Here is a 24,263-nt window from a genome sequence, read left to right on the forward strand (position 1 = left end):
GCAAGGATCAGACTGTCGGGTACGCCGCGGCGGGCGATCACGGGCTAGGCTTTCTCAAACTGGGGGAGCAACGGTTCTGATGAAAGCATTCGTGACGCGCCATCCGACATGGTCGCTGATCATTGGCTTTGTCGTGGCCGTGTTGCTGTGGCTGATCTTCGCGCCGTGGACGGAAGGGATGGAAGACGTTCTCGGGCGCAAGCGGGTCTTCCTGAATGCAATCTTTGGCGGCGTCACGCTGGGTGCGCTGTATTTCCTCGTCGCGTCGGGCTTTACACTCATCTTTGGCCTCATGCGCAACGTGAACCTCGCGCATGGCTCGCTGTATCTGCTGGGCGGCTACATCGGGTTCGAGGTGTCCGAACGCACTGGGTCGTGGCTTCTGGCCTTTCCGGTGGTCTTCGTCGTTGTCGCGCTTCTGGGGTTGGTGCTGCAGAACCAGGTGTTTCGCCGGATGGAAGGTGAAGAGCTGCGCCAGACCATGGTCACCATCGGGCTGTCGGTAGTGTTGGCCGATATCATGCTGTGGATCTGGGGCGGGCAGAGTTACACGATCTTTGCGCCCGACTGGCTGAGCGGGCCGATGACCCTGCCCATCGTGTCGGGCTATCGGTCCTCGGGCGAAGCGGTGATGCTGAAGTACCCCGCCGTGCGCATGGCAATCCTGTTCGCCGCCATAGTCGTCGGAGTGGCGATGTGGCTGATCCTGAACCGCTCGCGGCTGGGCATGCTGATCCGGGCCGGGGTCGATGACCGCGAGATGCTGGCGGCGTCCGGTGTGCGCATTCAATACGTGTTCCTTGCCGTGTTCGGCTTTGGCGCCGGGCTGGCGGGCATGGCCGGGATCGTCGGCGGCACGTTTCAGTCCCTGTCGCCGGGCGAGGACACGCGGTTCTTGCTTGCCTCTCTGGTGGTGGTGATCGTCGGCGGCATGGGCTCGATCCCCGGAGCGGCCATAGGCGCCTTGGTGATCGGCTTGGCCGAACAATTGGGGCTGGTCTATGCACCGACCTATTCGGTGGTCTTCACCTTCCTGATCATGGCCGCGGTGCTGGCGTTTCGCCCACAGGGCCTGTTGGGCAGGGCCTAGAGCATGGCGTTGGCAGAGCCCCCTCTTGGCAGGACAACAGCGCCCACGCGCCCTGCCCCACAGAAAGTCTGGGTCGAGCGAATTCCGCCGATCTGGTGGGTGCTGGGCCTTTTCCTGCTCACCCTGCCCGCCTATGCCAATGATTTCATCCTGTTCCAGGTCTTCGGCTGGACATTCATCCTCGGCATGATCGCGCTGTCGCTGATGTTTCTCGCCGGCTATGGCGGTATGGTCAGCCTGATCCAGATGTCGGTGGCCGCGATGGCGGGCTACATGGTGGCGATCTTCGGCACCTCGGGCATTGCTGCGATCTCGATGGACCTGCCCTGGTGGCTCTATATCCCGATCGCGATCCTCATCGCGGCGATCTTCGGCACCATCGTCGGTGCACTGGCGGTGCGGACCGAAGGCATCTACACCATCATGATCACCCTCGCGATCGCGGCGGCATTCTTCTATTTCACCCGGCAGAACTACACCATTTTCAACGGGTATACCGGGTTCAACCTTGTCGTTCCACCGCAGCTGTTCGGGATCGACTGGCGGCAGCCGGTGCCTTTCTACTACCTGACGCTGGGTTGGGCTGCGATTTCCTACGGCGTGGTGATATATGTCTCGCGTGCGCCGTTCGGACTGGCCCTACAGGGCATTCGCGACAATCCGCGCCGGATGGCGGCGCTGGGGTTCAACGTCACTGCGCACCGGGTCGCGGCCTATACGTTTGCCTCGGTCATCGCCGCCCTCGCGGGCATCCTGCTAGTCTGGCAGAATGCGCAGATCGCGCCTGGCACGGCGGGGATTCCGGCGGTGATCGACATCCTGGTGATCGCGGTGATCGGCGGCATCGGGCGGCCGATCGGCCCCTTTGTCGGGGCGCTGATCTACGTGCTGCTGCGCACCTTTTCGCCCGATGTGCTGCTTACGTTCGGGCTGTCGGGGGAACGCTTCAAGCTGCTGATCGGGCTGGGATTCCTCGCGCTGGTGTTCTTTTCGCCGGACGGGGTTCTGGGGCTTTGGGACCGCTGGCGCGCGCGGCAGGCGCGGCGCGGCGATCCCCTGACCGGGGAGAAAGGCGAATGAACGCGCTGACCGCCCCGTCCCGGATCAGTTCGGTGTCCACCGGCGCCGCGCTGGAATTGCGCGGGGTGCAGAAGATGTTCGGTGCGCTGGCGGCGATTTCCGACATCACGCTGACCGTCGCCTCGGGCGAACGCCGCGCGGTTCTGGGGTCCAACGGCGCGGGCAAGACGACGCTGTTCAATTGCGTCACCGGGGATTTCCTGCCGACCTCCGGCACGATCCGGCTGTTCGGCGAGGACGTGACCACGTTTCCGGCCCATGAACGGGTGCGCCGGGGGCTGCGCCGCACCTATCAGATCAGCCTGCTGTTCGGGGGCTTGAGCGTGGCAGACAATGTCTATCTCGCCTGTCGCGGCGTGTCGCGCGCGCGGTTTTCCATGCTGCGCCCGCGCGTGGGCGACACGCTGCTGTCGCGCGCCGAGGAACTGATCGAGGCGGTGAACCTGACGGAGGCCTCGGGCACGCTGGTGGCCAATCTCAGCTATGGGCAGCAGCGCCAGCTGGAAATCGCGCTGGCTCTGGCCGGAGCGCCGCGGCTGATCCTGTTCGATGAACCGGCGGCGGGGTTGTCGCCGACCGAGCGCGGCGAATTGGTGCGGGTGCTGACCAACCTGCCGGAACATATCGGCTACGTCATCATCGAGCATGACATGGACGTCGCCCTGCGCGTCGCCGAAAGCGTGACGATGATGCACAACGGTACCGTCTTCAAGGAGGGCACGCCCGAGGAAATCGAGAACGACGCCGAGGTGCAGGAGCTTTACCTGGGGGACGGGCATGGCTGAACGGGGACGCGCGCCCGCGCTCGAAATCCGGGGATTGAACGTCTATTACGGCGCGTCCCATGCGCTGCAGGGGGTCGATCTGCGGCTCGATGGCGGCGTGTTGTCGGTGGTCGGACGCAACGGCATGGGCAAGACCACGCTCTGCAAGGCGATCATGGGGCTGGTGCCGGTGGCGTCGGGGTCGATCAGTTTCGCCGGGCAGCCGCTGGTCGGGAGGCCGCCGACCGAAATCGCGCGACTGGGGGTCGGGTATGTGCCGCAGGGCCGCCGGTTGTGGCCGTCGCTCACGGTCGATGAGCATCTCAAGATGGTCGCGACGTCGAGCGGGGCCTGGACAGTCGAGCGGATCTATTCGACGTTTCCGCGTCTGGCCGAGCGCAAGAGCAATGGCGGCGGTCAACTCTCGGGTGGCGAGCAGCAGATGCTGGCGATCAGCCGGGCTCTGTTGTCCAACCCGCGCCTCTTGGTGATGGATGAACCGACCGAAGGGCTGGCCCCGGTGATCGTCGCGCAGGTCGAGGAGATGCTGCAGAACCTCGCCGAAGAGGGCGATATCGAGGTTCTGGTGATCGAGCAGAATATCGGTGTCGCCTGCGCCATCGCCGATAATGTGGCGATCATGGTCAATGGCCAGATCAACCGTCTTGCTCCGGCGGCGCAACTGGCTGGCGACCGGGATTTGCAGCAGCGGCTGCTGGGGGTCGGGCGCCATGCCCATGACGACACGCCGGATTTGGCCGGACCGGCAGAAGACGCTTCGGCAGCGGCAGACCCGGCGCCACAACTGGCCAAGACCTATATGTCGAACCCAACCCCGCCGACGCGCTGGTCGCCACCGGTGCCGGTGGCGCATCTGGAAAGGCTGGCGCGGGTGCAGACGACAGCCGCCTCGAGCGCCCCCGAGGCCAGCAACGCGAGTGCCGAAATCCGTCCCTTGGCCGCGCCGGGGGCCGAGGTCGTGCTGGTCGCGGGCACGCTCGACACCAAGGCCGCCGAATTGCGGTTCATGCGCGATATCATCCGCGCGGCGGGGTTGCCGGTCCGGATGGTCGATCTGTCCACCAGCGGTGGCCATTCCGGCGCCGAGATCCCGGCGCACCAGATCGCGGCCTTTCATCCGCGTGGTGCCTCGGGCGTGTTTACCGGCGACCGGGGCCAGTCGGTTGCGGGCATAACGCTGGCCTTCCAGCGCTGGATCGCCCGGCAGGAAGGCATCGCGGGGGTGTTGTCAGCAGGCGGTTCGGGCGGTACGGCCATCGTCGCCCCGGCGATGCGGGCGTTGCCGGTGGGCGTGCCCAAGATGATCGTGTCGACCGTCGCCTCAAGCGATGTGCGCCAGTATGTCGGGGCGTCCGACATCACCATGATGCATTCGGTCGCCGATGTGCAGGGCCTGAACGCGATCACCGAAGAGGTGCTGGCCAATGCCGCGAACGCCATGGCCGGGATGGTCACGGCGCGCCGACAGGCGGCGGCGCGTGCGCCGCGCAAACCGGCCATCGGGCTGACCATGTTCGGCGTCACCACGCCTTGCGTGCAGCAGGTGACGGCGAAACTGTCGGAGGACTACGATTGCCTCGTCTTTCATGCCACCGGCATCGGCGGGCAGTCGATGGAAACGCTGGTCGACAGTGGCAAGGTGGAGGGCGTGCTGGACCTGACCACGACCGAGGTCTGCGACATGCTGTTCGGCGGTGTCTTTCCCGCCACCGAGGACCGGTTCGGCGCGATCATCCGCACGCGGCAGCCCTATGTCGGGTCGGTCGGGGCGCTGGACATGGTGAATTTCGCCGCCCCTGACACGGTCCCGGAGCGGTACCAGGGCCGCACCTTTTATGAGCACAATCCGCAGGTCACTCTGATGCGCACGACGCCGGCGGAATGCGCCGAGATGGGGCGCTGGATCGGCACGCGCCTGAACGACATGGAAGGCCCGGTGCGATTCTTCCTGCCCGAAGGCGGGGTGTCGGCGCTGGATGCGCCGGGCCAGCCGTTTCACGACGATGCCGCCCGCGCCGCGCTGTTTGATGCGCTGGAGGCGACCGTGCTGCAAACCGCCACTCGCCAGCTGATCCGGCGCCCCGAGCATATCAACGCGCCGGGGTTCACGGCGGCGGTGGTGGCGGCGTTTCGCGACCTGCACGGCGCGCCGCGCCCGTCCCGAAACAGTCCGTCCCGCCAAAAGAAAGAGGTCCGCAGATGATACCACGCAAAACCATCCTGGAAGGCTTCCGCGCCATGATCGCCCGGGGCGAACCGCTGATCGGCGGCGGTGCCGGGACCGGGCTGTCGGCAAAATGTGAAGAGGCCGGCGGCATCGATCTCATCGTGATCTACAATTCCGGCCGCTACCGGATGGCCGGTCGCGGCTCTCTCGCCGGGCTGATGCCCTATGGAGACGCCAACGGGATCGTTCTGGACATGGCGGGCGAAGTGTTGCCGGTGGTGAAACACACCCCGGTTCTGGCCGGGGTCTGCGCCACCGATCCGTTCCGGCTGATGGACGTGTTCCTGGACGAATTGAAACGCATCGGCTTTTCCGGGGTGCAGAATTTCCCGACCGTGGGGCTGATCGACGGCACCTTCCGCACGCAGTTGGAAGAGACCGGCATGGGGCTGGGGCTTGAAGTTGACATGATCGCCAAGGCCGCCGCCAAGGACATGCTGACGACACCTTACGTCTTTGACGAGGACAGCGCGACGGCGATGGCGAAGGCTGGCGCGGACATCATCGTCTGCCATCTCGGGCTGACCACGGGCGGGGCCATCGGGGCGGACACGGCGGTGACGCTCGACCAGTGTCCGGCGCTGGTGGATCAATGGGCCGAGGCGGCGCTGAAAGTGAACAAGGATGCCATCATCCTCGTGCATGGTGGCCCGGTCGCGATGCCCGAAGACGCCGAATACGTGCTTAAGAACACAGAGACATGCCATGGCTTTTATGGTGCCTCCTCGATGGAGCGCCTGCCGACCGAGGTGGCAATGACGGAACAGACCGCAGCGTTCAAACGCATCAAGCGGCAGTGATGGGGAGGACACCGACATGACCGGACAAATAATAGGGCAGCTGATCCTCTGGCTGATCCTCGCCGTTATCGTCATCGCGATCATCTACTGGGTGATGCAATGGCTCTATCGTCGATCCACCAAGGAAGTCGCCTTCGTGCGGACGGGGTTTCTCGGCGAAAAGGTGGTGATCGATGGCGGCGCTTTCGTCTGGCCGATCATCCATGACATCACGCCGGTCAATCTGAACACGCTGGCCCTTTCCGTCAGCCGGGCCAAGGAACAAGCCCTGATCACCAAGGACAGGATGCGCATCGACGTGGATGCGGAATTCTATGTCCGGGTGCGCCAGACCCGCGAGGCGGTCTCGACCGCCGCCGCGACCCTTGGTCGGCGGACGTTGGAGAGCGAGCGCCTTGACGGGTTGCTGGCCGGCAAGTTCGAAAGCGCTTTGCGCGCGGTCGCAGCCGAGATGACCATGTCCGAGATGCACGAAGGTCGGCACGATTACGTCGAGCGCGTGCGCGCGATGGCGCAGCAGGAACTCGAGAAGAACGGACTTGAGCTGGAAAGTGTCGCGATTGTCGATATCGACCAGACCGCGCTGGAATACTTCAACCCGTCCAACAGATTCGATGCCGAAGGTCTGACCGAGCTGATCAAGGATATCGAGGAACGTCGCACCCTGCGCAACAACATCGAACAGGAATCGATGATCCGCATTCGCGCCCGCAACCTCGAAGCGGAAAAGCAGGCACTGGACATCGAGCGCGCCAGCGAAGAGGCCCGGTTGTCACAGGAACGCGACGTCGAATTCCGCCGGGCCCAGCAACGCGCCGAGCTGGCGCGGGAACGTGCCGAACGCGAAACCGAAGCCGAAAGCGCCCAGATCGGCGCGCGCGAGGCGATCGAGAAGGCCCGGATTTCCAACGAACGCGCCATCGCCGAGGCCCGCATCGCCTCCGAACGCGATGTGCGCGCCCGCGAGATCGCCCGCACGCGGGAGATCGAGGCCGAGGAGATAGCCGCCAAGGAAGCCACCGAGACCGCCCGCATCCTGCAGGAACGCGCCGTGTCCGAGGCCCGGATTGCCAACGAACAGGACACCCAGGCCCGCGAGATCGCCCGCCAGAAAGCCATCGAAGCCGAGGAGATTTCGGCCCGCGAGGCCACCGAACGCGCCCGGATCGACCAGGAGCGCAATGTCGAGGAAGCCCGGATCGCTCGAGAGAGGGCCGTCGAGGAGGCCCGTATCGCCAAGGATCGCGACACGCAAACGCTCGAGATCGAACGCCAGCGCAGCCTGCGCGACGCCGAGATCGCGGCCAACGAAGCGAACGAAAAACGTCGCATGGCGCAGGATCTCCTGCTGGCCCAGACCCGGATCAAGGGCGAAGAGGACATCCGCCAACGCGAGATCGCGCGGCAGCAGGCGCTGGACGAGGCCGAGATCACGGCCCGCGAGACCGTCGAGCGGCTGCGTATCCTGCAGGCCGCCGAGGTGTCGGAGGCCCGCATCGCCGAGGACCGTCGCGTGCGCGAGTTGGAAATCGCCCGCCAGCAGGCCGTCGAGGCGGCGGAAATCGCCGCCAACGAAGCGGTCGAGGCAGCGCGGATCGCCCGCGAAAAGCAGATCGCGGCGAACCGTATCTCCGCCGACGAGGAGACACGCGAACTCGAGATCGCTCGCAACCAGGCTGTGGACCGGGCCCGCATCGCGGCCGACTCGGCCATCGAACAGGCCCGGATCGCGCAGAAGAAGACCGTCGAGGCCGAACGCATCGCCGCCGAACAAGAGGTGCGCGCGCGCGAGATCGTCAAGGAAGAGGAGATCGAGGCGGCCGAGATTGCCAGACGCGAAGCGGTGGAACGCAAGCGTGTCGTCGCCGAACTCGAGCTCGAACAGGAGCGCATCGCCAGCCAGAAGACGCGCGAAGTGTTCGACATCGAGCGCCGGCAGGCAGTCGAGGCCGCGGACGAGAAGCGGGTCGTCGCCCTGGCCGATCAGAAGGTCAAGCGCGCCGCCGCCGAGAGCAGCGTCAAACAGGCAGAAATCGCAGCCAAGCGCGACGTGGAAGCCGCGGATGTCGCCCGCGAGCAGGCCGTTGAGGCCGCCAAACTGGAGCGTCGCCGGTCGATCGAACAACTCGAGGTCGCACGGCTTCAGGCCTTGCGAGAAGCCGAGATCGGCAGCCGCGAAGATGTCGAACGCGCCCGGATCGCCTCCGAACGCGGTTTGGACGAAGTTCGGATCGGGCACGAGACCGAACGCCGCCGGCTGGAAGTCGAGCGCGAACGCCACGTGGAAACGGTGCAGATGGACAAGGCCATCGCGCTCTACAAGAAATCGCTCGAAGAAAGCGCCGCCCGTGCCGAAGCCGATGCCGCGCGGGCTTCTGCTGCCGAGGCCGAGGAGAGAGTGCAGACCGTGCGCGAAACCGAGGCCGCGAACCGGCGCAAGTCGGTCGATGTGCTGATGGCCGAAAAGGCCGCCGCCGAGGCCAAGCTGATCGCCGAGGCGGACAAGATCCGCTCGGAGGTCGAGGCCGAGGCACAGCGCCTCATCAACGAGGCCGAGAACGTGCTCACCGATCCGGCGCGCGCCTCGCTGTTCCGCCGCAAGATGCTGGAACATGTCGAAGGCATCGTGTCTGCGTCGGTCAAGCCGCTCGAAAAGATCCAGGATATTCGCATCATGCAGTTGGACGGCGTGACCGGCGGCGGCCACGGGTCCGGCGGCTCACCCACAGACGAGGTGATCAATTCGGCGCTGCGCTATCGCGTGCAGGCGCCGCTGATCGACTCTTTGCTGGCCGATATCGGGATCGAGGGCGGCAACCTGTCCAAACAGGGCGGTTTGATCCGCGAGGCATCGGACATGACCCGTGTGGCCAACGAGGTGTCCCGCTCGGCCAAGGCATCGGGTGACGGCGGCTCTTCGGGCGGTGGCGACAAGCCCTCGGGCGGGGAGAAGAGCTAGATGCCGCGCGTCTACATCTCCTCCGTCATCGATGCGCCCGCATCCCGGGTCTGGGACCGGGTGCGCGACTTCAACGGCCTGTCGCGCTGGCATCCACTGGTGCGGGACAGCCGCATCGAAAACGGTGAGCCACCGGACAAGATCGGCTGTGTGCGCGATTTCCATCTGCAGAACGGAGACCGCATCCGTGAAAAGCTGCTCGGGCTCAGCGACTACGATTACTTCTGCACCTATTCGATCCTCGAAAGCCCGATGCCGCTGACCGACTATGTTGCGACCCTGCGCCTCACCCCGGTGACCGACGGTGACCGATGCTTTGCGGAATGGACCGCCGAGTTCGAATGCGACGAGTCCGAGGCCGAAGGTCTGGTCACGGGCATCGGCGAAGACGTGTTTATGGCCGGGTTCTCGGCCCTGAAACGCCAGATTTCAGTCTGAGCCATGGTGAAGGTCGTCAAGAGCACCGTTCTGTACGTCCCTGTCGAGGCGGTCTGGGATGTGCTGCGCGATTTCAACGGACATGATGAATGGCACCCGGCCGTCGCCGACAGTGTCATCGATCGCGGCCAGCCGTCTGACAAGGTCGGCTGCGTGCGTCGCTTTCATCTCGCCGATGGCGCGGAACTGCGCGAACAGCTTTTGACCCTGTCCGATGCCGACATGGCGTTTTCCTATTGCCTGCTGGAAACGCCAGTGCCTCTGTTGAACTATGTCGCGCACGTGCGGCTGGCCCCGGTCACCGACGAGGACTGGACGTTCTGGCACTGGGAAAGCCGGTTCGACACCCCACCGGGGCGCGAGGTCGAACTGCACGACATGGTGGCCGAAAACATCTACCAGGGCGGGTTCGACGCGATCCGCGCGCATTTGGAGGCGGCGTAGCCATGACCGAGGTTCAAACCTATCCGACCATCGACGAGGCCGCCCGCGCGATGGCCCGGGGTGCGGCCTATATGGGCGGCGGCACCATCGTGATGCGCGAGGTGAATGCCGGCACGGCGGCGCCGGTCCTTGTGCGCACGGACGATCCGACGCTGCGCCAACTCCGGGCGCAGGGCGATACCGTGTCACTGGGCGCGGGTGTGACCATGGCGCAGATTCTGGCCGAGCCGCAGCTTGATTTCCTGCATCCAGTGGCTCGCCGGGTCGGCGGCCCGCAGGTGCGCAACATGGGCACTGTCGGCGGCAACCTGTTCGCCGCGCATCCTTATGGCGATTTCGCCGTCGCGTTGCTGGCGCTCGGCGCGCGGGTGCAATTGGCCGGGACTTCCGGCGCTCGTCCGGTCGAGGACGTCTTGCGCGATCGTGCGCGGCAAGTCGGCCTTGTCGCCGCGATCGAGGTTCCGCGTCCGCGCCATGGCAGCTTCGGGTTCACAAAGGTCAGCAGGGTCAAGCCCAAGGGCGTCTCGATCCTGTCGATTGCCGTTCTTGCGCCGCAGACCGGCGGCACGCTGCGCGGCGTCCGCGTCGCCCTAGGTGGCATGGGGTCGGGGCCCCTTCGGTCGGCGGCGGTCGAACGCGCGCTCGACGGCCAGCGCCTTGACAGGACGACGCTTGAGAAAGCGCAATCGGTAGCCTCCGATGGCCTGCAGCCTCCGACAGACGCCCTGGCCAGTGCCTGGTATCGCAGCGAAGTGGTTGGCGTGCATCTGCGCCGGCTGCTTCAATCCATGGAGTCCAGCTGATGGCCAAGATCCCCGTTACCTTCACGCACAATGGTACAGATCGCGCAGCCTTTGCCGATCCGGGCCAGAACCTGCTCGAATTCTTGCGCCGGGGTCTGGGCGATCTGTCACCGAAATACGGATGCGGCCAGGGCGCCTGCGGGGCCTGCACCGTGACCATCGACGGGCAGACCCAGCTTGCCTGCTTGGTGCTGGCGGAAACCGTGCAGGGGCGGGATGTGCGCACGGCTGCGGGGCTGGCTGACGGGGCCACGCTGGACCCGTTGCAGGAGGCCTTCATGGATCACTTCGCCGCCCAATGCGGCTATTGCACGCCGGGCATGCTGGTCTCGGCCCGTGCCTTGCTCGACACCAACCCGACACCAACACGCGAGGAGGTGATCGAGGCGATCTCGGGCAATCTCTGCCGCTGCACCGGCTATGAACCGATCATCGAGGCGATCCTCTCGGTCGCCGGGCGGAGGGCCACTGCATGAGCGCGCAATCGGGCAAGAACGGTTTCGAACTGCGCAAGGATCTCTTTGCCGATGAACGCGATGACAACCTCAACGAGATCGGCAAGCGCATCCGGCGGCAGGATATCGAAGGCCATGTCACGGGCCGCTCGCCCTTCTATGACGATCACCTATTTGACGGGCTTCTGCATATCCGCTGCGTGCGCTCGCCGCATCACCACGCAAGGATCCGCCGCATCGACACATCCCGCGCGGCGGGTATGGACGGCGTCGTGCGCATCGTCACCGGCGCCGATGTGCCGGTGAACCTGAACACGCTTCTGTCTCTGCTGGATTTCGGGCTGGATGACGAGCCAGTCCTGTCGCATGCCAAGGTCGCCTACAAGGGTGAACCGGTTGCCGCCGTCATCGCCGCGACCGAAGCGCAGGCCCGCGCCGCCGCACAGGCGGTGCAGGTCGACTGGGAGGTGCTGCCCCATGTGCTTGACGTGGAAGAAGCGCTGAAACCCGGTGCGCCCACGGTGAATGAAACCTACCCGGCCAATGCCTTTGTCTATCACGGAAAATACGACCACCAGAAACTGCGCTATGGCGATGTCGACCGGGCGCTGGCCGAAGCCGACCACGTGGTCGAAGGCCGCTACGAGATGTCGCCCATCGAACAGGCCCCGATCGAAACCTGCGGCGCGATCGCAGCGCAAGAACAGAACGGGCGCTATGTCTGCTACACCGGCACACAGGCGTTGTTCTTTTCGCTGGGCACTGCGTCCAAGGTGCTGAACCTGCCGTCCTCAAGGCTGCATTTCATCGGCGGCACCGTCGGGGGCGGGTTCGGCGGCAAGGTGGATTCGATCCATGAACCACTGGCCATCCTCGGCACCATGCTCACCGGACGGCCCTGCAAGAGCCAGTGGGACCGCGAAGAGGAAATGCAGGTAGGCGCACCGCGCGGGGCCGAACGCTGGTACGTCACCGACGGGGTGATGAAGGACGGGCGGATCACCGCGCGCAAGTTCACCGGCTATTTCGACAGCGGGGCGTATACGCGGCTGTCGTCCTACGCGATCATCAAGGGTGTGGGGCATCTGCCGGGACCCTACACGATCCCCAACGTTTATGCCGATGTCTATTGCGTCTACACCAACCGCACGCCGGCGACGGCGATGCGCGGCTTTGGCATCACCGGCGTCGATTTCGCCATCGAGGCGCATATGGACAAGGTGGCGGAACGGGTCGGGATGAACCCGGTGGACCTGCGCATCCTCAATGCCTATCGCGACGGTGACATGAAGGCGCACCGGCGGGTGGCCAAGAACTGCGCGCTGGTGGAATGCTGCCAGGTGGCGGCAGAGAAAGCCGGTGTCAGACTGTCGCCCGACCCTTTGGCGGCGACGTCCATGACCGGCGGCGGCGGGCCACGCGGCGCGCTGCCCGCGCATACGGCGACGGATGAAAACGGCCGGGTCGAAGGCTTTTCCTCGGGCAGCTACGCGCAAAAGGACGGCGTGTCCGTACAGCCCGTTGCGGCGTCAAAAGCGCCCGCGATGGCCACAGGCCAGCGCGCGCCCGGCGGGGGGTCGACCCCGCCGCAGGGCGTGTCTGCCCCCTCGCCCGCGCCGCCGGCACCGGTGCCGAGCCAGCCCGCGGCAAAGAAGCCCGCCCGCTCCGGCGCGATGCGGTTTTCCTCCCTTTCCGGTTTCAGGAGGCGCTGATGACCCGGCACACCGGCCGCGGCTTTGCGGCGATCAACTATCCCATAGGCATGAATCTCGGCGGCGACCCGAGCCAGGCACTGGTGCACTCCAACCCGGACGGCAAATTCACCGTCGCGCTGTCGGCCATTGACCTCGGCCAAGGAATGAAATCCGTCACCCGCCAGATCGCTGCGGAAACCCTCGGCGTGCCGATCGCCGATGTCTATGTCGACACGGCGGACAGCGACACCGGCCCGCATGACATGGGCTCGTTTGCGTCACGCGGTACGCATCGCATGGGCAATGCGGTGATCGAGGCGTCGCTTGAAGCCCGCTCGGTCATGCTCGAGGCAGCGGCGGAAGAGCTTGAGGTCGATGCCGGCGATCTGGTGACCGATGGGCAGGGCAACATCCACGTGCGCGGCGCGCCGTCGCGGTCGATCACCACCATGGCGGCGGCGCAGGCAGCACAGTTCAAACAGGGCCGCACCATCGCCGGGCGCGGCATCTTCCTCGTGCCGCTCTCTGACGTTGACCCGGAAACCGGCGAGATGTCCCCGGTCACCACCTTTGCGCATGCAGCCCTTGTGGTCGAGGTCACCGTCGACGACGAAACCGGCGAGGTCGAGGTCGTCGACATCCAGTCCGCCTACGAGGTCGGGCGCGCGCTCAACCCAGGACTTGTCGAACAGCAACTGCGCGGCGGCGCCTGGATGGGGATGAGCCACGCGGCCTGGGAAACCACCGAACCCTATTATCCCGCGCGCGATCACGGCCCGGTCGATTTCAACCACTACGTCATGCCCGGTCCTGGCGATCTGGCGACGCACCATATCAGCGTGCTGGAACGCCCCGCCGAAGACGGCCCGTATGGCGGCAAGGGCCCCGGCGAAATGTGTGCCAACCCGGTGCTGCCCGCCGTCGTCAACGCGGTCTATGACGCGGTCGGCGTGCGCATCGATGCGCTCCCCGTGACGCCCGAGAAGGTGCTTCGGGGCCTACAGGCCAATGGCGGTGCGCGTCCAAGGCAGGCGCTCTGATGCCGATCCGACGTCTTCCCCGCGGGCTTGAGACGCCCGAGACGCTGGCACGGTCCTTGCGCGATGCGCAATATATCGCGTCCGAAAGCCTGGCCACAGCAGCGTTTCTGGCCTTGTCGCTGGGCAAACCGCTTTTGGTCGAGGGCGCGCCGGGTGTCGGCAAGACCGAGGCGGCCAAGGCGCTGGCTTCGATCCTGGGGCGCGAACTGGTGCGGCTGCAATGCTATGAAGGCGTCGATGCGTCGGCGGCGATGTATGAATGGAACTTTCCGCGCCAGATGCTGGCGATCCGGCAGGCGGGCGAGGACCATGTCAACCTCTATGCAGATGACTTCCTGATCGCGCGCCCGATCCTTCAGGCGCTGGAAAAACCCGGCGAGCGGGTGTTGCTGATCGACGAGATCGACCGGTCGGACCATGAATTCGAAGCCTTCCTTCTTGAATTTTTGTCCGATTTCACCGTTTCCATCCCCGAACGCGGCACGATCCGCGCAGCGGAGCCGCCGGTGGTGATCCTGACCAGCAACCGCACCCGCGAACTGCACGAGGCGCTGCGCCGCCGCTGCGTCTATCACTGGATCGATTACCCGGACCCGGCTCTGGAAGCGCAGATCGTGATGATGCGCGCCTCCTCCGTGGCGACGGACACCGCGCGCAAGGTCGTCGCGGCGGTCGGCGCTTTGCGGGCCAAGCCTCTGGCCAAGCCTCCCGGTGTCGCGGAAACCGTGGAATGGGCCGAGGCGGCCACGCTGCTCGCCAGCCAGGGCGCGCCCTGGCCCCGCGCCTTTGCCGCTGCCATCGGTGTCGCGCTCAAGGATCAGGACGACCTGGCCTATGTCGCGCCCCAGCTTGACCGCATCCTGGCCGAGGCCGTGGCATGATCGCGCGCCCGCTCGCCCCGTTCCTCGCCTTTCCGGCGGCGCTGCGGCAGGCGGGCTTTGCCGCAGCACCGGAACAGACCGAAAGCTTCATCGCCGCGACCGGACTGCTCGGGCCGCGGGCGCTGGTGGATATCCGCCACGCGGCGCATGCGATCTTTGGCCCCGGACCGGGCCGGCAGGCGGAATTCGATCGCATTTTCGACACCGTGTTTCTGGGCCGCGCCTTTGCTGCTCCGGCCGAGGGCACACCCGAAGATTTGCCGCAGGCTTATGACGGTGCCGAATTCGATTTGATGCCCGAGGCCGAAGAGGAAGAGCCGTCTGGGGCCGACACGACCCGCGCCGAACGGTTGACCCAGCGTATGCTCGATGGGGCATCCGACGACACGGCTTTGCGTGCCTTTGCCCGCGCCGCCCCCGACGCGTTGCCGCGGCGCAATTCGCGCCGGATGCAGGGCAGCAAGGGCCGGCTGCCCGATCCCGTGCGGGCCTTTCGCGAAATGCTGCGCCATGACGGTGAGGTGACGCGCCTGCCGACCCGCCGCCGCCGCGCGCGCCAGCGCCGGGTGCTGCTGCTGATCGACATTTCCGGGTCGATGAAGGCAGGCACCGACGGCGCGCTGCGGTTTGCGCATACGCTGATGCAGGCGGGCGAGCGAGTCGAAGCGTTCACGCTGGGCACGCGGCTCACGCGGGTCAGCCGCGCGCTGCGGCACCGCAACCGCGATCAGGCACTGACGCTGGCCTCGGGCCTTGTGGCGGATTGGGATGGCGGCACGCGGCTGGGCGACTCGCTGGCCGCCTTCCTCGCCGTCCCACGCTTTGCGGCCTTTGCGCGCGGCGCGCTGGTGGTGATCCTGTCTGACGGTCTGGAACGTGGCGGGCCGGAAACCCTGGTGGCGGCGATGGCGCGCCTGCGGGGCTTGGCCTGGTCGGTCATGTGGCTGTCACCACTGGCGGCGGAACAGGGGTATCGCCCCGAAACCACCGCATTGCAGGCCATCGCGCCGATGATCGACCGGTTCGGCGACGGACAGAACCCGGCAGCGCTGGCGCGCGAAGTTCTGGCGTTTTCCAGTGGGGCACGACCATGACGATCACCGATGCGCATTTCCACGTCTGGCGGCAAGCCGATCTGCCCTGGCTCATGGGGCCAATGCAACCGCGTATCTTCGGCCCCTACGAGTCGATCCGGCGCGATTACCCGATCTCGGAATATCTCGCTGATATCGCCGGCACCGGCGTGACCCGAGCGGTTTACGTGCAGGCCAACTGGCCCACCGACAAGGCGGTGGAGGAAGCCGAGTGGATCGCGGCGCTCAATGCCGAAACCGGCTGGCCGCAAGGCATCGTCGCCTATGCCGACATGACCGACCCGGACGCGCCGCGCCTGCTGGAGCGGCTGGCGCGGCTCCCGTTGGTGCGCGGTATCCGGCAACAGTTTCACTGGCACAAGACCCCCGAGTATCGGTTCGCGCCGCATGACGACCTGTGCCGGGATGCGACGGTGCAGCGCAATATCGCGCAGCTGCCCGATTTCGGATTCGCTTTCGACTTGCAGGTGTTCGCGCCGCAGATGGCCGGGGCGCTGGAACTGGCGCAGGCCTGCCCAAGGACCGATTTCGTGCTGCAACATGCCGGGATGCTGGAAGACACCAGCCAACAGGGTCGGCAGGAGTGGCGGGACGCGATGGCCCTGCTGGCGCAAGCGCTGAATGTCAACGCCAAGCTGTCGGGCTTTGGCACGTTCCTTCACCGCTGCGACCCGGAGCACATCGCTTGGCTGAGCCATGAAACGCTTACGCTCTTTGGCGCGGAACGCTGCCTTTGGGGTTCGAACTACCCGATCGAAAAGCTCTGGACCGACTATGCGCCCTTGCTGGCGGCGCATCGATCGGCTGTGCGAGCGCTGCCAGACCAGGCGCAGGCGGCCATTTTCAATGACACAGCGGCCCGGGTCTACCGGCTGAACTGAGACGAGGGAGGAACAAGAATGGCACTCGAAATCAAGGTGCTCGACTATGGCGACATCGAACTGGAATCGAGCTTTCTGGTGCTCGGGCGGGAATGCGGGCGTACCCGCCGAGTGCCGGTCTATGGCTTCCTGATCCTCGGCGGGGAGTACCCGATCGTGGTGGACACAGGGTATCGCGACAACGCGATCATGGAATCGCTGGGGATGCGGGGCCTTCAGTTCCACGAGAACATGATCGAACGGCAACTGGCCAATCACGGCGTCAAGCTGGGCGATGTGCGCTACGTGCTGCACACCCATCTGCATATCGATCACGCGGGAAAGGACGATCATTTCCCGATGAACACGACCGTGGTCATCAACCGGCGCGAGTTGGAATATTCGGTGTCGGGCCTGATGCATCCGCAGTATCCCAAGCCCGACATCATCCATCTGGTCGAACGGCTGCACACGCCTGGGGCGCTGCGGCTGGAAGACCTCGAGATCACCGGGCCGGTGGAGTTGATTCCCGGTGTGTTCCTCGAAGCCGCCGGGGCCCACACCGAAGGGTCGATGAACGTGCATGTGGACACCACCGAGGGTCGCGCCACGATCTGCGGCGACGTGATTTATGACTTTCAAGACCAGGTGATCGAACCGGACCGCTCCTTCGGCCCCGAGGAATACCAGGTCACCGGCAATCATGGCGGGTCCAAACGCGCGGAAAAGGGCGCGATCCGCAAGCTGATGTATTCCAAGGCAAAGTTCCTGCTGCCGGTGCATGACAAGGGTGCCGTGATCGAGAACGGGCGCGTCATCGGGCGGTTGGGAATGTCGGTGCCCGGCCCGGTCGAACAATCGGTGCCGCGTCGCAACTGGTTCCCGATGTAGAGCGAGGAAAGCGTCATGTCGCATGAAGCCCTGGACCCGGCCTTTCGCCAGTTGATCGAGGAACACGCCCCGGTGGTGCAGGCGGCGTCGGGCTGCACCTTTACCGAAGGGCCGATCTGGCACCCGGTCGATCACTATCTGCTGTTTTCCGACATGCCGGCCGACATCCGGCGCAGGCTCGACAAGGCCGGTGTGCGCGAGGTGATGTCGCCGTCCCACAAGGGCAACGGCATGACCTATGACGCCGACCTGAACCTTCTGGTCTGCGAGCATTCCACGTCCTCCGTCACCCGGTTCCGCCCCGATGGGCAGCGAGAGGTGTTGGCCAGCCATTTCGAAGGCCGCGAGCTGAATTCTCCCAACGATCTCTGCGTGAAATCGGATGGCTCTGTCTGGTTCACCGACCCTTGGTATGGCCGCATGCCGGGGTTCGGCGTCGAACGCCCGCGCGAATTGGGCTTTCAGGCGGTTTACCGCCTGCCGCCGGGCCATCGCGCCGGGGACGAACCGCAGCTTGTGGTCGACCGCTACACGTTCAGCATGCCCAACGGGCTGTGCTTTTCACCCGACGAAAGCCTGCTTTACATCAACGACACCGAGCAGGCGAACATCCGGGTCTATGACGTCAAGGGCGACAAGCTGGTCAATTGCCGAATCTTCGCCACAGGCATCAAGGACAGCTTGAAGCCCGGTGTGCCGGACGGCATGAAGTGCGACGCTTCGGGCAATGTCTGGGTCACGGCACCTGGCGGGCTGTGGGTCTATGCGCCGTCCGGGAAGCTGATCGGCAAGGTGGCGATCCCCGAAATGGCGGCGAACCTGCATTGGGGCGGCCCGGATTGGCGGACGCTTTACGTCTGCGCGACGACCAGCGTCTATGCGGTCACCACGAAGGTCGGCCCGCGCAATGAACCCTTCATGCGGGCGCGACGCGCGCCCGCCGCGCAGTCAGATATCACAGAAGGCAACGGACCGCTTCGGCTTGAAGCGTCGCGTTGCGCGCTTGTCATCCAGGACATGCAGAACGACGTGGTGATGGAAGGCGGAGCCTTCGCCGACTCGGGCGCGCCTGATCATTGCCGCAGTCAGAATGCCCTCGCCAATGTGGCGGCACTGGCTGCGCGTTGCCGAGAGTTGGGCGTGCCGGTGATTCACGTCCATTTCCTCGTGCCGCCGGGCGCCGCGGGCCTGACCTTGAACGCGCCGCTCTTCGAAGGCGTGATCGACAACAATGCGCTGGTGCGGGGAACCTGGGGCGGAGCCCCTGCCCCCGGTGCCGAGCCGCAAGACGGCGATCACATCGTCGAAAAGATGCGCATGTCGGCTTGGGAGGGAACCAATCTTGAAACGATCCTCAAGGCCGAAGGACGCGATGTGATCATCGAAACCGGCGCCTGGACCAACATGTCGATCGAACACACCGCCCGCACCGGGGCGGACAAGGGATACGTGATGGTGATCCCGGAAGACGGCTGTTCGACGATGAACGCCGATTGGCACAATGCGAGCATCAATTATGCGCTTCAGAACGTGGCTCTGGTGACAAAGACCGCGGACGTCATCGCGGCGCTCAGGTAGGGGGAAGACATGAACAGGTATGATTTCGAGGGACAGGTGGCTGCGATCACCGGAGGCGCACAGGGCATCGGGCTTGCCGTGGCGCGGCGCCTGCATGCGTCGGGTGCGCACGTGGTTTTGTGGGACCTTGACGGCGACCTCGCCGCCTCCGCCGCAGCAGAGCTTGGCGACCGGGCCGACGCGGCGCAACTGGACGTGACCGACGCCGACGCCTGCGTCGCCCTCGCCCGGGACGTGGTCGCGCGGCACGGCAGAATCGACGCGCTCGTGACCTCTGCCGGTGTCGCGGGCTCGAACGCGCCGGTCACCGAATACGACGTCGCCGAATGGCACAGCATCGTCGCGATCAACCTGCATGGGATCTTTCATACCTGCCGCGCAGTGCTGCCGATCATGGCAAAGGCCGGCTATGGCCGCGTCGTCAACATCGCCTCGATCGCCGGCAAGGAGGGAAACCCAAATGCCGGCGCATATTCCGCGTCCAAGGCCGGGGTGATCGGGTTGACCAAGACACTGGGCAAGGAGCACGCCGGCGCCGATATCGCGGTGAACTGCGTGACCCCCGCCGCCGCGCGCACCCGGATCTTCGACCAGATGAGCCAGAGCCATATCGACTTCATGCTCTCCAAGATCCCGCGCGGACGGTTCCTGGAGGTGGACGAAGCCGCAAACATGATCGCCTGGCTTGCCAGCCGCGAAAACTCTTTCACCACGGGCGCGGTTTTCGACCTATCCGGCGGACGCGCCACCTACTGAACGCCGCGAAATTCTGATGGGAGTTCAGTCCAAAAGGGGGTGATCGGTCGTGGTTTCCATCGGCGAGGCTGACAGACATTCCACACGCGACAGTCCGTGAAAATACGGAAAGCACGTCTGTCGCGGTTGGACGGACGTTCAATGGCAAGCTAGCTCGAGTGCAAAGGTTTTGACGGGACCAGTCTACTCGCAGAGCTCCGTCAACAGCCATTCCGCGCGCTCGACATGTGTGCGGGCTACTGCGAGCTTTGTCTCCAAGCGAGCTTTCTTTTCGGCGGAATGCGCGAAGGCGATCTCTGCCTCAAGCTCTTCGATCTTTCGCTTGAGCTTGGCCAGAACTTTCTCGACGTGGCTCGGCTTGATTTCGCTCGCCTTCCCACATTCGAGGCGTTCGTTGTAGTCCACCACCTTGGCTGCAAGTTTCTTCAAGCCCATTTGCGCGACTCCAAATTTTCCAAGGCTTTTTCCCGGGTCAGTTTCATGACGTTTTCGCAGGGGCTTTCGCTGACGCGCCCGGCATCGACCGAGGGCCCGCATCACCCGTGCTTTCATCTATCTCTTCTTCGTCGAGCGACAGGAGGCTTTCGACTTCGGCCATGGAACTGTCGCGTTCGACGTAGTAGCTGCGGGCGGCCTCGATCAATTGGCGCATCGCTCCGTATGCATAACCCGAGTCATTCATGAAAGACGTCGCCGCACCCGGGCTGAGGTCGCCGGCACGGATCAGTTCATCCACGCGATGCGTGGTCTGGCGCATGGCATCCTCGATCTGGGCGCGCTCCTGATCCAGCCACAGCCCACTGCGGTCCTCTGGCGCGGCAAGCTCCATTTTCCTGATTTCCACCGCGATCCGCGCGATTTCGCTCCTGAGGCTGTCATACAGTTCGGTGACGGCCCCCTTGGGACGCGTGGTGTAGTTCAGGACGTTCTTGCGCAAGTGTTTGATGGACTTGACCGCCTGAACAATATCGGTCGCGACGTCGCGCAGTTCATAGACCCGGTCGGCGATCTCGGGGGGCAGTCGCTTGTCTCCGGCACGTGTCGCGAACTCGACGATGGCGGAATAGATCGTCTTGACCCTGGTTTCATACGCGTCGGCAAGGTCAAGGTCCAACGGGGCGCGGCTCTTGCGGACCGTCGCCGCGATGTTGTCCGTTGCGAAGATCTCGGTCTGGTGCAGGTTGAGTCCATGCAGGATCAGTTCGATCGCGTTCTCATAGAGGTGAAGAACTTCCTTGCTCAGAGCGATTTCGAGCGTTTGCGGAAATTCGTCCACGGCTTCGTTCAGATACCGAGGTCGACTGACATCCGGCTGGGGAGCCGGGATACGACGTTCGAGCAGCGCGACCAGCCGTTGCAGAAACGGCAGCATGAGAGCGACCCCGAGGACATTGAATATCGTGTGGAAAACCGCCAGTTTCAGCGCGTAGTCATCCGGAGTGATCCCGACCAGGCCGCTGATCGCGTCGACCATGTCGCGCAGTTGGCCAATGAAGATCAGGGCGACGCCAGCAGTCAGGGTATTGAAAATCAGGTGCGCCAACGCGAGGCGCTTGCCCTGATGGTTCGCGCCGAGCGAGCCGATGATCGCCGTGATGGTGGTGCCGATGTTGGCGCCAATCGCCAGCGCCAGCGCGTTCTCATAGCTGATCTGTCCGGCGGCGAGAGCTGTCAGGATAAGCACCATCGTTGCGTGGCTGGACTGCATGACCACAGTCGCGAAGGTGCCGACGAGCGAATAGACGACCAGACCGATCAATCCCGACAGTGCAAAGCGTGTCAGGTCGATCTGGTCCTTGAACGCGTCAAAACCCTCTTTCATGTGGTGGATGCCAAGGAACAGGAACCCGAGGCCGGCGAGCGCATAGCCGATCCCCCTCAGGGGCTTGGATTTCTGAAACACAAGGACGATGCTGAGCGCGATCATCGGCATGGCATAGGCCGCGATGTTCACCTTGAGCCCGAGCCCCGCAACCAGCCAAGCGCCGGTGGTTGTCCCTATGTTGGCACCAAAGATGATCCCCACACCCCCGATCAGAGAAATCAACCCGGCGCTGAGAAAGGATATTGTGATCACGGAGACGAGAGAGCTGGACTGCAGCAGGCTGGTGGCGACGATCCCGAAGCCGATCGCACGCGGAGTTGTTGCTGTCGCGCGGGCGAGAAGCTGTTCCAGCGTGCCGCCCCCGAACAGCTTGAAGCCGTCCTCCAGCATCAGCATTCCAAACAAGAAGATAGCGACGCCGGCTGCGATCTCCTGAGCGTCCGGACTGAGCCAGAATGTCACCAGAAGTGCGCCGATCACGACCGGAAGATAGTAGCGAGTCATGCCGGCGAACCAGACGGAACCAACCGTTCCCGCAACAAGGTCGGGCACCACAGGAATGGAGAAGACCGACCGAAGGTGCAGCTGTTTTGTCCCTCCTCCTCTCTCAAGTCAGTCTCCCTGAACACCGTTGCGCAATAGAGACATAAGGCCCGCCTTGTCGTCTGTCTTTGACGTGGCTCACATTCAACCTCGGGAATCTGTAGATGATCGCTCCATCCATTGCGAAGCTTGGGGGGACGCATTGTGTTGAAAACCGAAAACGTCGAAAGCGCTGTTCAACGAAACCGCGATGAGCTGTTCCGCTTCGGAACGGCCCTGATCTTCATCGTGGGCATCATGCTGTTCACCATCGTACGGACCGATGGCGGCATCGACGGCATCCTTCTGGTCGCGGCAGCCATGATCGGTGGGTACATGGCGATGAACATCGGCGCGAACGATGTCGCGAACAATGTCGGCCCGGCCGTCGGATCGCATGCCATAACGCTGACCGGAGCGATCGTGATCGCGGCCTTTTTCGAAGCCGGGGGGGCCTTGATCGCGGGGGGCGATGTCGTTGGAACGATCAAGAGCGGGATCATCGACCCTGAACTGGTCGCCGATCGCGACACGTTCATCTGGCTGATGATCGCCGCCCTGCTCGCCGCCGCGGTCTGGCTGAACTTCGCGACCGTGGTTGGCGCCCCGGTGTCGACCACGCATTCCATCGTCGGCGGGGTGCTCGGAGCAGGCATCGCGTCGGCGGGCTGGGGGATCGCGGATTGGTCGGTCGTGGGAAAGATCGCCGCAAGCTGGGTGATTTCGCCGCTCATGGGCGGGCTCATTGCGGCTGGTTTCCTGTATGTGATCAAGCGCACCATCACCTACAAGCGAGACGTGCTCGGCGCGGCAAACCGCATGGTTCCGGTGTTCGTCGCGATCATGGCCTGGGCTTTCACCACCTATCTGATTCTGAAGGGCGTGAAGAAGATCGTCAGCGTGTCCTTTCCGGTCGCATTTCTGGTTGGTCTGGGGTTGGCCGGTGCCGTCTATGTGCTCATGCGCCCCTACATCGCGCACCGCACCGTCGCGCTTGAAAACCACAAGGCCAGCGTCAACGACCTGTTCACGGTGCCCCTGATCTTCGCGGCGGCACTGTTGAGCTTTGCACATGGCGCCAATGACGTGGCCAACGCGGTTGGTCCGCTGGCCGGCATCAACGATGCCATTGTCGGCGGTGGCGTGACCACCAGTGCTGCCATCCCCATTTGGGTCATGGCGGTGGGTGCGATCGGCATCGCCCTGGGTCTGGCGCTCTATGGGCCGAAACTGATCCGGACGGTCGGAAGCGAGATCACCGAACTGGACAAGACACGAGCCTTTTGTATCGCGCTGGCTGCGGCAATCACGGTCATCATCGCCTCGCAACTGGGCTTGCCCGTCAGTTCGACCCATATCGCCGTCGGTGGAGTCTTCGGCGTCGGGTTCCTGCGCGAATACATCAAATCCAGCTATGCAAACATGCTGGAACAGATACGAGACCATCATGCAAACCATGATCCCGAGGCCGTGGACGAGTTTCTCGCCCGGTTCGAGGCGGCCGATGTGGCGATGAAGGGCGAGATGCTGCGTAACATGAAGGCACAGGACTCACAGGATCGCCTGCTGGGAAAGCGCGAAAGACGCGACCTCGGTCGTGTGCATCGCGTTGAACTGGTCAAGCGCAACCTTCTGCTGCGTATCGCGGCGGCATGGATCGTCACGGTCCCGGTCGCCGCGGTCCTCGCGGCGATGTTCTTTTTCATGTTGCGCGGGATGCTCTTGCCTTGAACACCGGTTGTATCAGACGAGTTTGAACCCTTTTCAGCGACAACATCGACTGCGGATCTTGCGCCCGGAAGGGTTTGTGCCACTCGGCAAGAACAGCAGTTTCAGTGGCTCGGTCGCATGCTCTCGCAGCGCGAACAGGTCGCGGGCAACGAACGTATGGTATCAATCCACGCAGACACTCTGTTATATGGCTTTTCAGGACAGGGATGGAACGTCTCATGTGCTCCAAAGATGCCAAGCCACCCTGCCC

Annotated in this window: 21 protein-coding genes; 19 read left to right on the forward strand and 2 right to left on the reverse strand. The window is 64.4% G+C overall.

Features of this window, described 5'->3' with window-relative positions; genetic code table 11:
- The first annotated feature begins 79 nt into the window (after positions 1–79).
- The 18 genes from JF290_RS09440 to JF290_RS09525 are packed head-to-tail and all read left to right on the forward strand — an operon-like array spanning position 80 to position 19,875.
- Positions 80–1,090, forward strand: coding sequence for a branched-chain amino acid ABC transporter permease (locus JF290_RS09440; protein WP_199024595.1), 1,011 nt, complete (start codon positions 80–82; stop codon positions 1,088–1,090).
- 3 nt (positions 1,091–1,093) lie between these two features.
- Positions 1,094–2,170 (forward strand): branched-chain amino acid ABC transporter permease, encoded by a 1,077-nt coding sequence (locus JF290_RS09445; protein ID WP_199024596.1) that lies wholly within the window; start codon positions 1,094–1,096, stop codon positions 2,168–2,170.
- Complete coding sequence (locus JF290_RS09450) at positions 2,167–2,955, forward strand: ABC transporter ATP-binding protein (RefSeq protein WP_199024597.1); 789 nt, start codon at positions 2,167–2,169, stop codon at positions 2,953–2,955. Before JF290_RS09445 ends, JF290_RS09450 begins: the two co-directional genes overlap by 4 nt.
- Positions 2,948–5,158: an ABC transporter permease gene (locus JF290_RS09455; protein ID WP_199024598.1), complete on the forward strand. Its 2,211-nt coding sequence runs from the start codon at positions 2,948–2,950 to the stop codon at positions 5,156–5,158. Before JF290_RS09450 ends, JF290_RS09455 begins: the two co-directional genes overlap by 8 nt.
- Positions 5,155–5,982 (forward strand): phosphoenolpyruvate hydrolase family protein, encoded by an 828-nt coding sequence (locus JF290_RS09460; RefSeq protein ID WP_199024599.1) that lies wholly within the window; start codon positions 5,155–5,157, stop codon positions 5,980–5,982. Before JF290_RS09455 ends, JF290_RS09460 begins: the two co-directional genes overlap by 4 nt.
- Before the next feature lie 16 nt (positions 5,983–5,998).
- Complete coding sequence (locus JF290_RS09465; RefSeq protein WP_199024600.1) at positions 5,999–8,941, forward strand: flotillin family protein; 2,943 nt, start codon at positions 5,999–6,001, stop codon at positions 8,939–8,941.
- Positions 8,942–9,379: an SRPBCC family protein gene (locus JF290_RS09470; RefSeq protein ID WP_199024601.1), complete on the forward strand. Its 438-nt coding sequence runs from the start codon at positions 8,942–8,944 to the stop codon at positions 9,377–9,379.
- A 3-nt stretch (positions 9,380–9,382) separates the two neighbouring features.
- Positions 9,383–9,823, forward strand: coding sequence for an SRPBCC family protein (locus tag JF290_RS09475; protein WP_199024602.1), 441 nt, complete (start codon positions 9,383–9,385; stop codon positions 9,821–9,823).
- 2 nt (positions 9,824–9,825) lie between these two features.
- Complete coding sequence (locus tag JF290_RS09480) at positions 9,826–10,626, forward strand: FAD binding domain-containing protein (RefSeq protein ID WP_199024603.1); 801 nt, start codon at positions 9,826–9,828, stop codon at positions 10,624–10,626.
- Entirely contained in the window at positions 10,626–11,102 is a 477-nt protein-coding gene (locus JF290_RS09485; protein WP_199024604.1) for a (2Fe-2S)-binding protein, read from the forward strand. The genes JF290_RS09480 and JF290_RS09485 overlap by 1 nt, the downstream gene beginning before the upstream one ends.
- Positions 11,099–12,793, forward strand: a complete 1,695-nt coding sequence (locus tag JF290_RS09490) for a xanthine dehydrogenase family protein molybdopterin-binding subunit (protein ID WP_199024605.1) — start codon at positions 11,099–11,101, stop codon at positions 12,791–12,793. The genes JF290_RS09485 and JF290_RS09490 overlap by 4 nt, the downstream gene beginning before the upstream one ends.
- A complete protein-coding gene (locus tag JF290_RS09495) occupies positions 12,793–13,815 on the forward strand; it encodes a xanthine dehydrogenase family protein molybdopterin-binding subunit (RefSeq protein WP_199024606.1) in 1,023 nt (340 codons plus the stop codon). The genes JF290_RS09490 and JF290_RS09495 overlap by 1 nt, the downstream gene beginning before the upstream one ends.
- Positions 13,815–14,696 carry an AAA family ATPase gene (locus JF290_RS09500; RefSeq protein WP_199024607.1) on the forward strand — a complete coding sequence of 294 codons (882 nt, stop codon included), beginning with the start codon at positions 13,815–13,817 and terminating at the stop codon, positions 14,694–14,696. The genes JF290_RS09495 and JF290_RS09500 overlap by 1 nt, the downstream gene beginning before the upstream one ends.
- Positions 14,693–15,790, forward strand: a complete 1,098-nt coding sequence (locus JF290_RS09505) for a vWA domain-containing protein (RefSeq protein ID WP_199024608.1) — start codon at positions 14,693–14,695, stop codon at positions 15,788–15,790. Before JF290_RS09500 ends, JF290_RS09505 begins: the two co-directional genes overlap by 4 nt.
- Positions 15,787–16,671 carry an amidohydrolase family protein gene (locus JF290_RS09510; RefSeq protein WP_199024609.1) on the forward strand — a complete coding sequence of 295 codons (885 nt, stop codon included), beginning with the start codon at positions 15,787–15,789 and terminating at the stop codon, positions 16,669–16,671. Before JF290_RS09505 ends, JF290_RS09510 begins: the two co-directional genes overlap by 4 nt.
- Positions 16,672–16,689: 18 nt before the next feature.
- Positions 16,690–17,541 carry an N-acyl homoserine lactonase family protein gene (locus JF290_RS09515; protein WP_199024610.1) on the forward strand — a complete coding sequence of 284 codons (852 nt, stop codon included), beginning with the start codon at positions 16,690–16,692 and terminating at the stop codon, positions 17,539–17,541.
- A gap of 15 nt (positions 17,542–17,556) precedes the next feature.
- Positions 17,557–19,119 carry an isochorismatase family protein gene (locus JF290_RS09520; RefSeq protein WP_199024611.1) on the forward strand — a complete coding sequence of 521 codons (1,563 nt, stop codon included), beginning with the start codon at positions 17,557–17,559 and terminating at the stop codon, positions 19,117–19,119.
- A gap of 9 nt (positions 19,120–19,128) precedes the next feature.
- Positions 19,129–19,875: an SDR family NAD(P)-dependent oxidoreductase gene (locus JF290_RS09525; protein WP_199024612.1), complete on the forward strand. Its 747-nt coding sequence runs from the start codon at positions 19,129–19,131 to the stop codon at positions 19,873–19,875.
- A 183-nt stretch (positions 19,876–20,058) separates the two neighbouring features.
- Here the strand turns inward: JF290_RS09525 and JF290_RS09530 are convergent, their stop codons facing one another.
- Together JF290_RS09530 and JF290_RS09535 are read right to left on the reverse strand one after the other, a co-directional pair.
- On the reverse strand, positions 20,059–20,310 hold the full coding sequence (locus JF290_RS09530; protein WP_199024613.1) for a hypothetical protein: 252 nt from the start codon (positions 20,308–20,310) through the stop codon (positions 20,059–20,061).
- Between the two features lie 43 nt (positions 20,311–20,353).
- A complete protein-coding gene (locus tag JF290_RS09535; RefSeq protein ID WP_199024614.1) occupies positions 20,354–22,204 on the reverse strand; it encodes a Na/Pi cotransporter family protein in 1,851 nt (616 codons plus the stop codon).
- Positions 22,205–22,447: 243 nt separating this feature from the next.
- On the opposite strand from JF290_RS09535, the gene JF290_RS09540 reads away from it, so the two are divergent.
- Entirely contained in the window at positions 22,448–24,013 is a 1,566-nt protein-coding gene (locus JF290_RS09540; RefSeq protein WP_425503947.1) for an inorganic phosphate transporter, read from the forward strand.
- Positions 24,014–24,263 lie beyond the last annotated feature (250 nt).

This window comes from Sedimentitalea arenosa, assembly GCF_016428585.1.
GTDB classification, from domain to species: domain Bacteria; phylum Pseudomonadota; class Alphaproteobacteria; order Rhodobacterales; family Rhodobacteraceae; genus Sedimentitalea; species Sedimentitalea arenosa.

Bases quoted from the DNA above. Each gene is read 5' to 3' on its own strand.
- JF290_RS09450 (WP_199024597.1), top strand. From the start codon at position 2,167: ATGAACGCGCTGACCGCCCCGTCCCGGATCAGTTCGGTGTCCACCGGC.
- JF290_RS09500 (WP_199024607.1), top strand. From the start codon at position 13,815: ATGCCGATCCGACGTCTTCCCCGCGGGCTTGAGACGCCCGAGACGCTG.
- JF290_RS09520 (WP_199024611.1), top strand. From the start codon at position 17,557: ATGTCGCATGAAGCCCTGGACCCGGCCTTTCGCCAGTTGATCGAGGAA.
- JF290_RS09440 (WP_199024595.1), top strand. From the start codon at position 80: ATGAAAGCATTCGTGACGCGCCATCCGACATGGTCGCTGATCATTGGC.
- JF290_RS09475 (WP_199024602.1), top strand. From the start codon at position 9,383: ATGGTGAAGGTCGTCAAGAGCACCGTTCTGTACGTCCCTGTCGAGGCG.
- JF290_RS09490 (WP_199024605.1), top strand. From the start codon at position 11,099: ATGAGCGCGCAATCGGGCAAGAACGGTTTCGAACTGCGCAAGGATCTC.
- JF290_RS09510 (WP_199024609.1), top strand. From the start codon at position 15,787: ATGACGATCACCGATGCGCATTTCCACGTCTGGCGGCAAGCCGATCTG.
- JF290_RS09505 (WP_199024608.1), top strand. From the start codon at position 14,693: ATGATCGCGCGCCCGCTCGCCCCGTTCCTCGCCTTTCCGGCGGCGCTG.
- JF290_RS09495 (WP_199024606.1), top strand. From the start codon at position 12,793: ATGACCCGGCACACCGGCCGCGGCTTTGCGGCGATCAACTATCCCATA.
- JF290_RS09455 (WP_199024598.1), top strand. From the start codon at position 2,948: ATGGCTGAACGGGGACGCGCGCCCGCGCTCGAAATCCGGGGATTGAAC.
- JF290_RS09515 (WP_199024610.1), top strand. From the start codon at position 16,690: ATGGCACTCGAAATCAAGGTGCTCGACTATGGCGACATCGAACTGGAA.
- JF290_RS09530 (WP_199024613.1), bottom strand. From the start codon at position 20,310: ATGGGCTTGAAGAAACTTGCAGCCAAGGTGGTGGACTACAACGAACGC.
- JF290_RS09445 (WP_199024596.1), top strand. From the start codon at position 1,094: ATGGCGTTGGCAGAGCCCCCTCTTGGCAGGACAACAGCGCCCACGCGC.
- JF290_RS09485 (WP_199024604.1), top strand. From the start codon at position 10,626: ATGGCCAAGATCCCCGTTACCTTCACGCACAATGGTACAGATCGCGCA.
- JF290_RS09480 (WP_199024603.1), top strand. From the start codon at position 9,826: ATGACCGAGGTTCAAACCTATCCGACCATCGACGAGGCCGCCCGCGCG.
- JF290_RS09465 (WP_199024600.1), top strand. From the start codon at position 5,999: ATGACCGGACAAATAATAGGGCAGCTGATCCTCTGGCTGATCCTCGCC.
- JF290_RS09460 (WP_199024599.1), top strand. From the start codon at position 5,155: ATGATACCACGCAAAACCATCCTGGAAGGCTTCCGCGCCATGATCGCC.
- JF290_RS09525 (WP_199024612.1), top strand. From the start codon at position 19,129: ATGAACAGGTATGATTTCGAGGGACAGGTGGCTGCGATCACCGGAGGC.
- JF290_RS09470 (WP_199024601.1), top strand. From the start codon at position 8,942: ATGCCGCGCGTCTACATCTCCTCCGTCATCGATGCGCCCGCATCCCGG.
- JF290_RS09535 (WP_199024614.1), bottom strand. From the start codon at position 22,204: ATGACTCGCTACTATCTTCCGGTCGTGATCGGCGCACTTCTGGTGACA.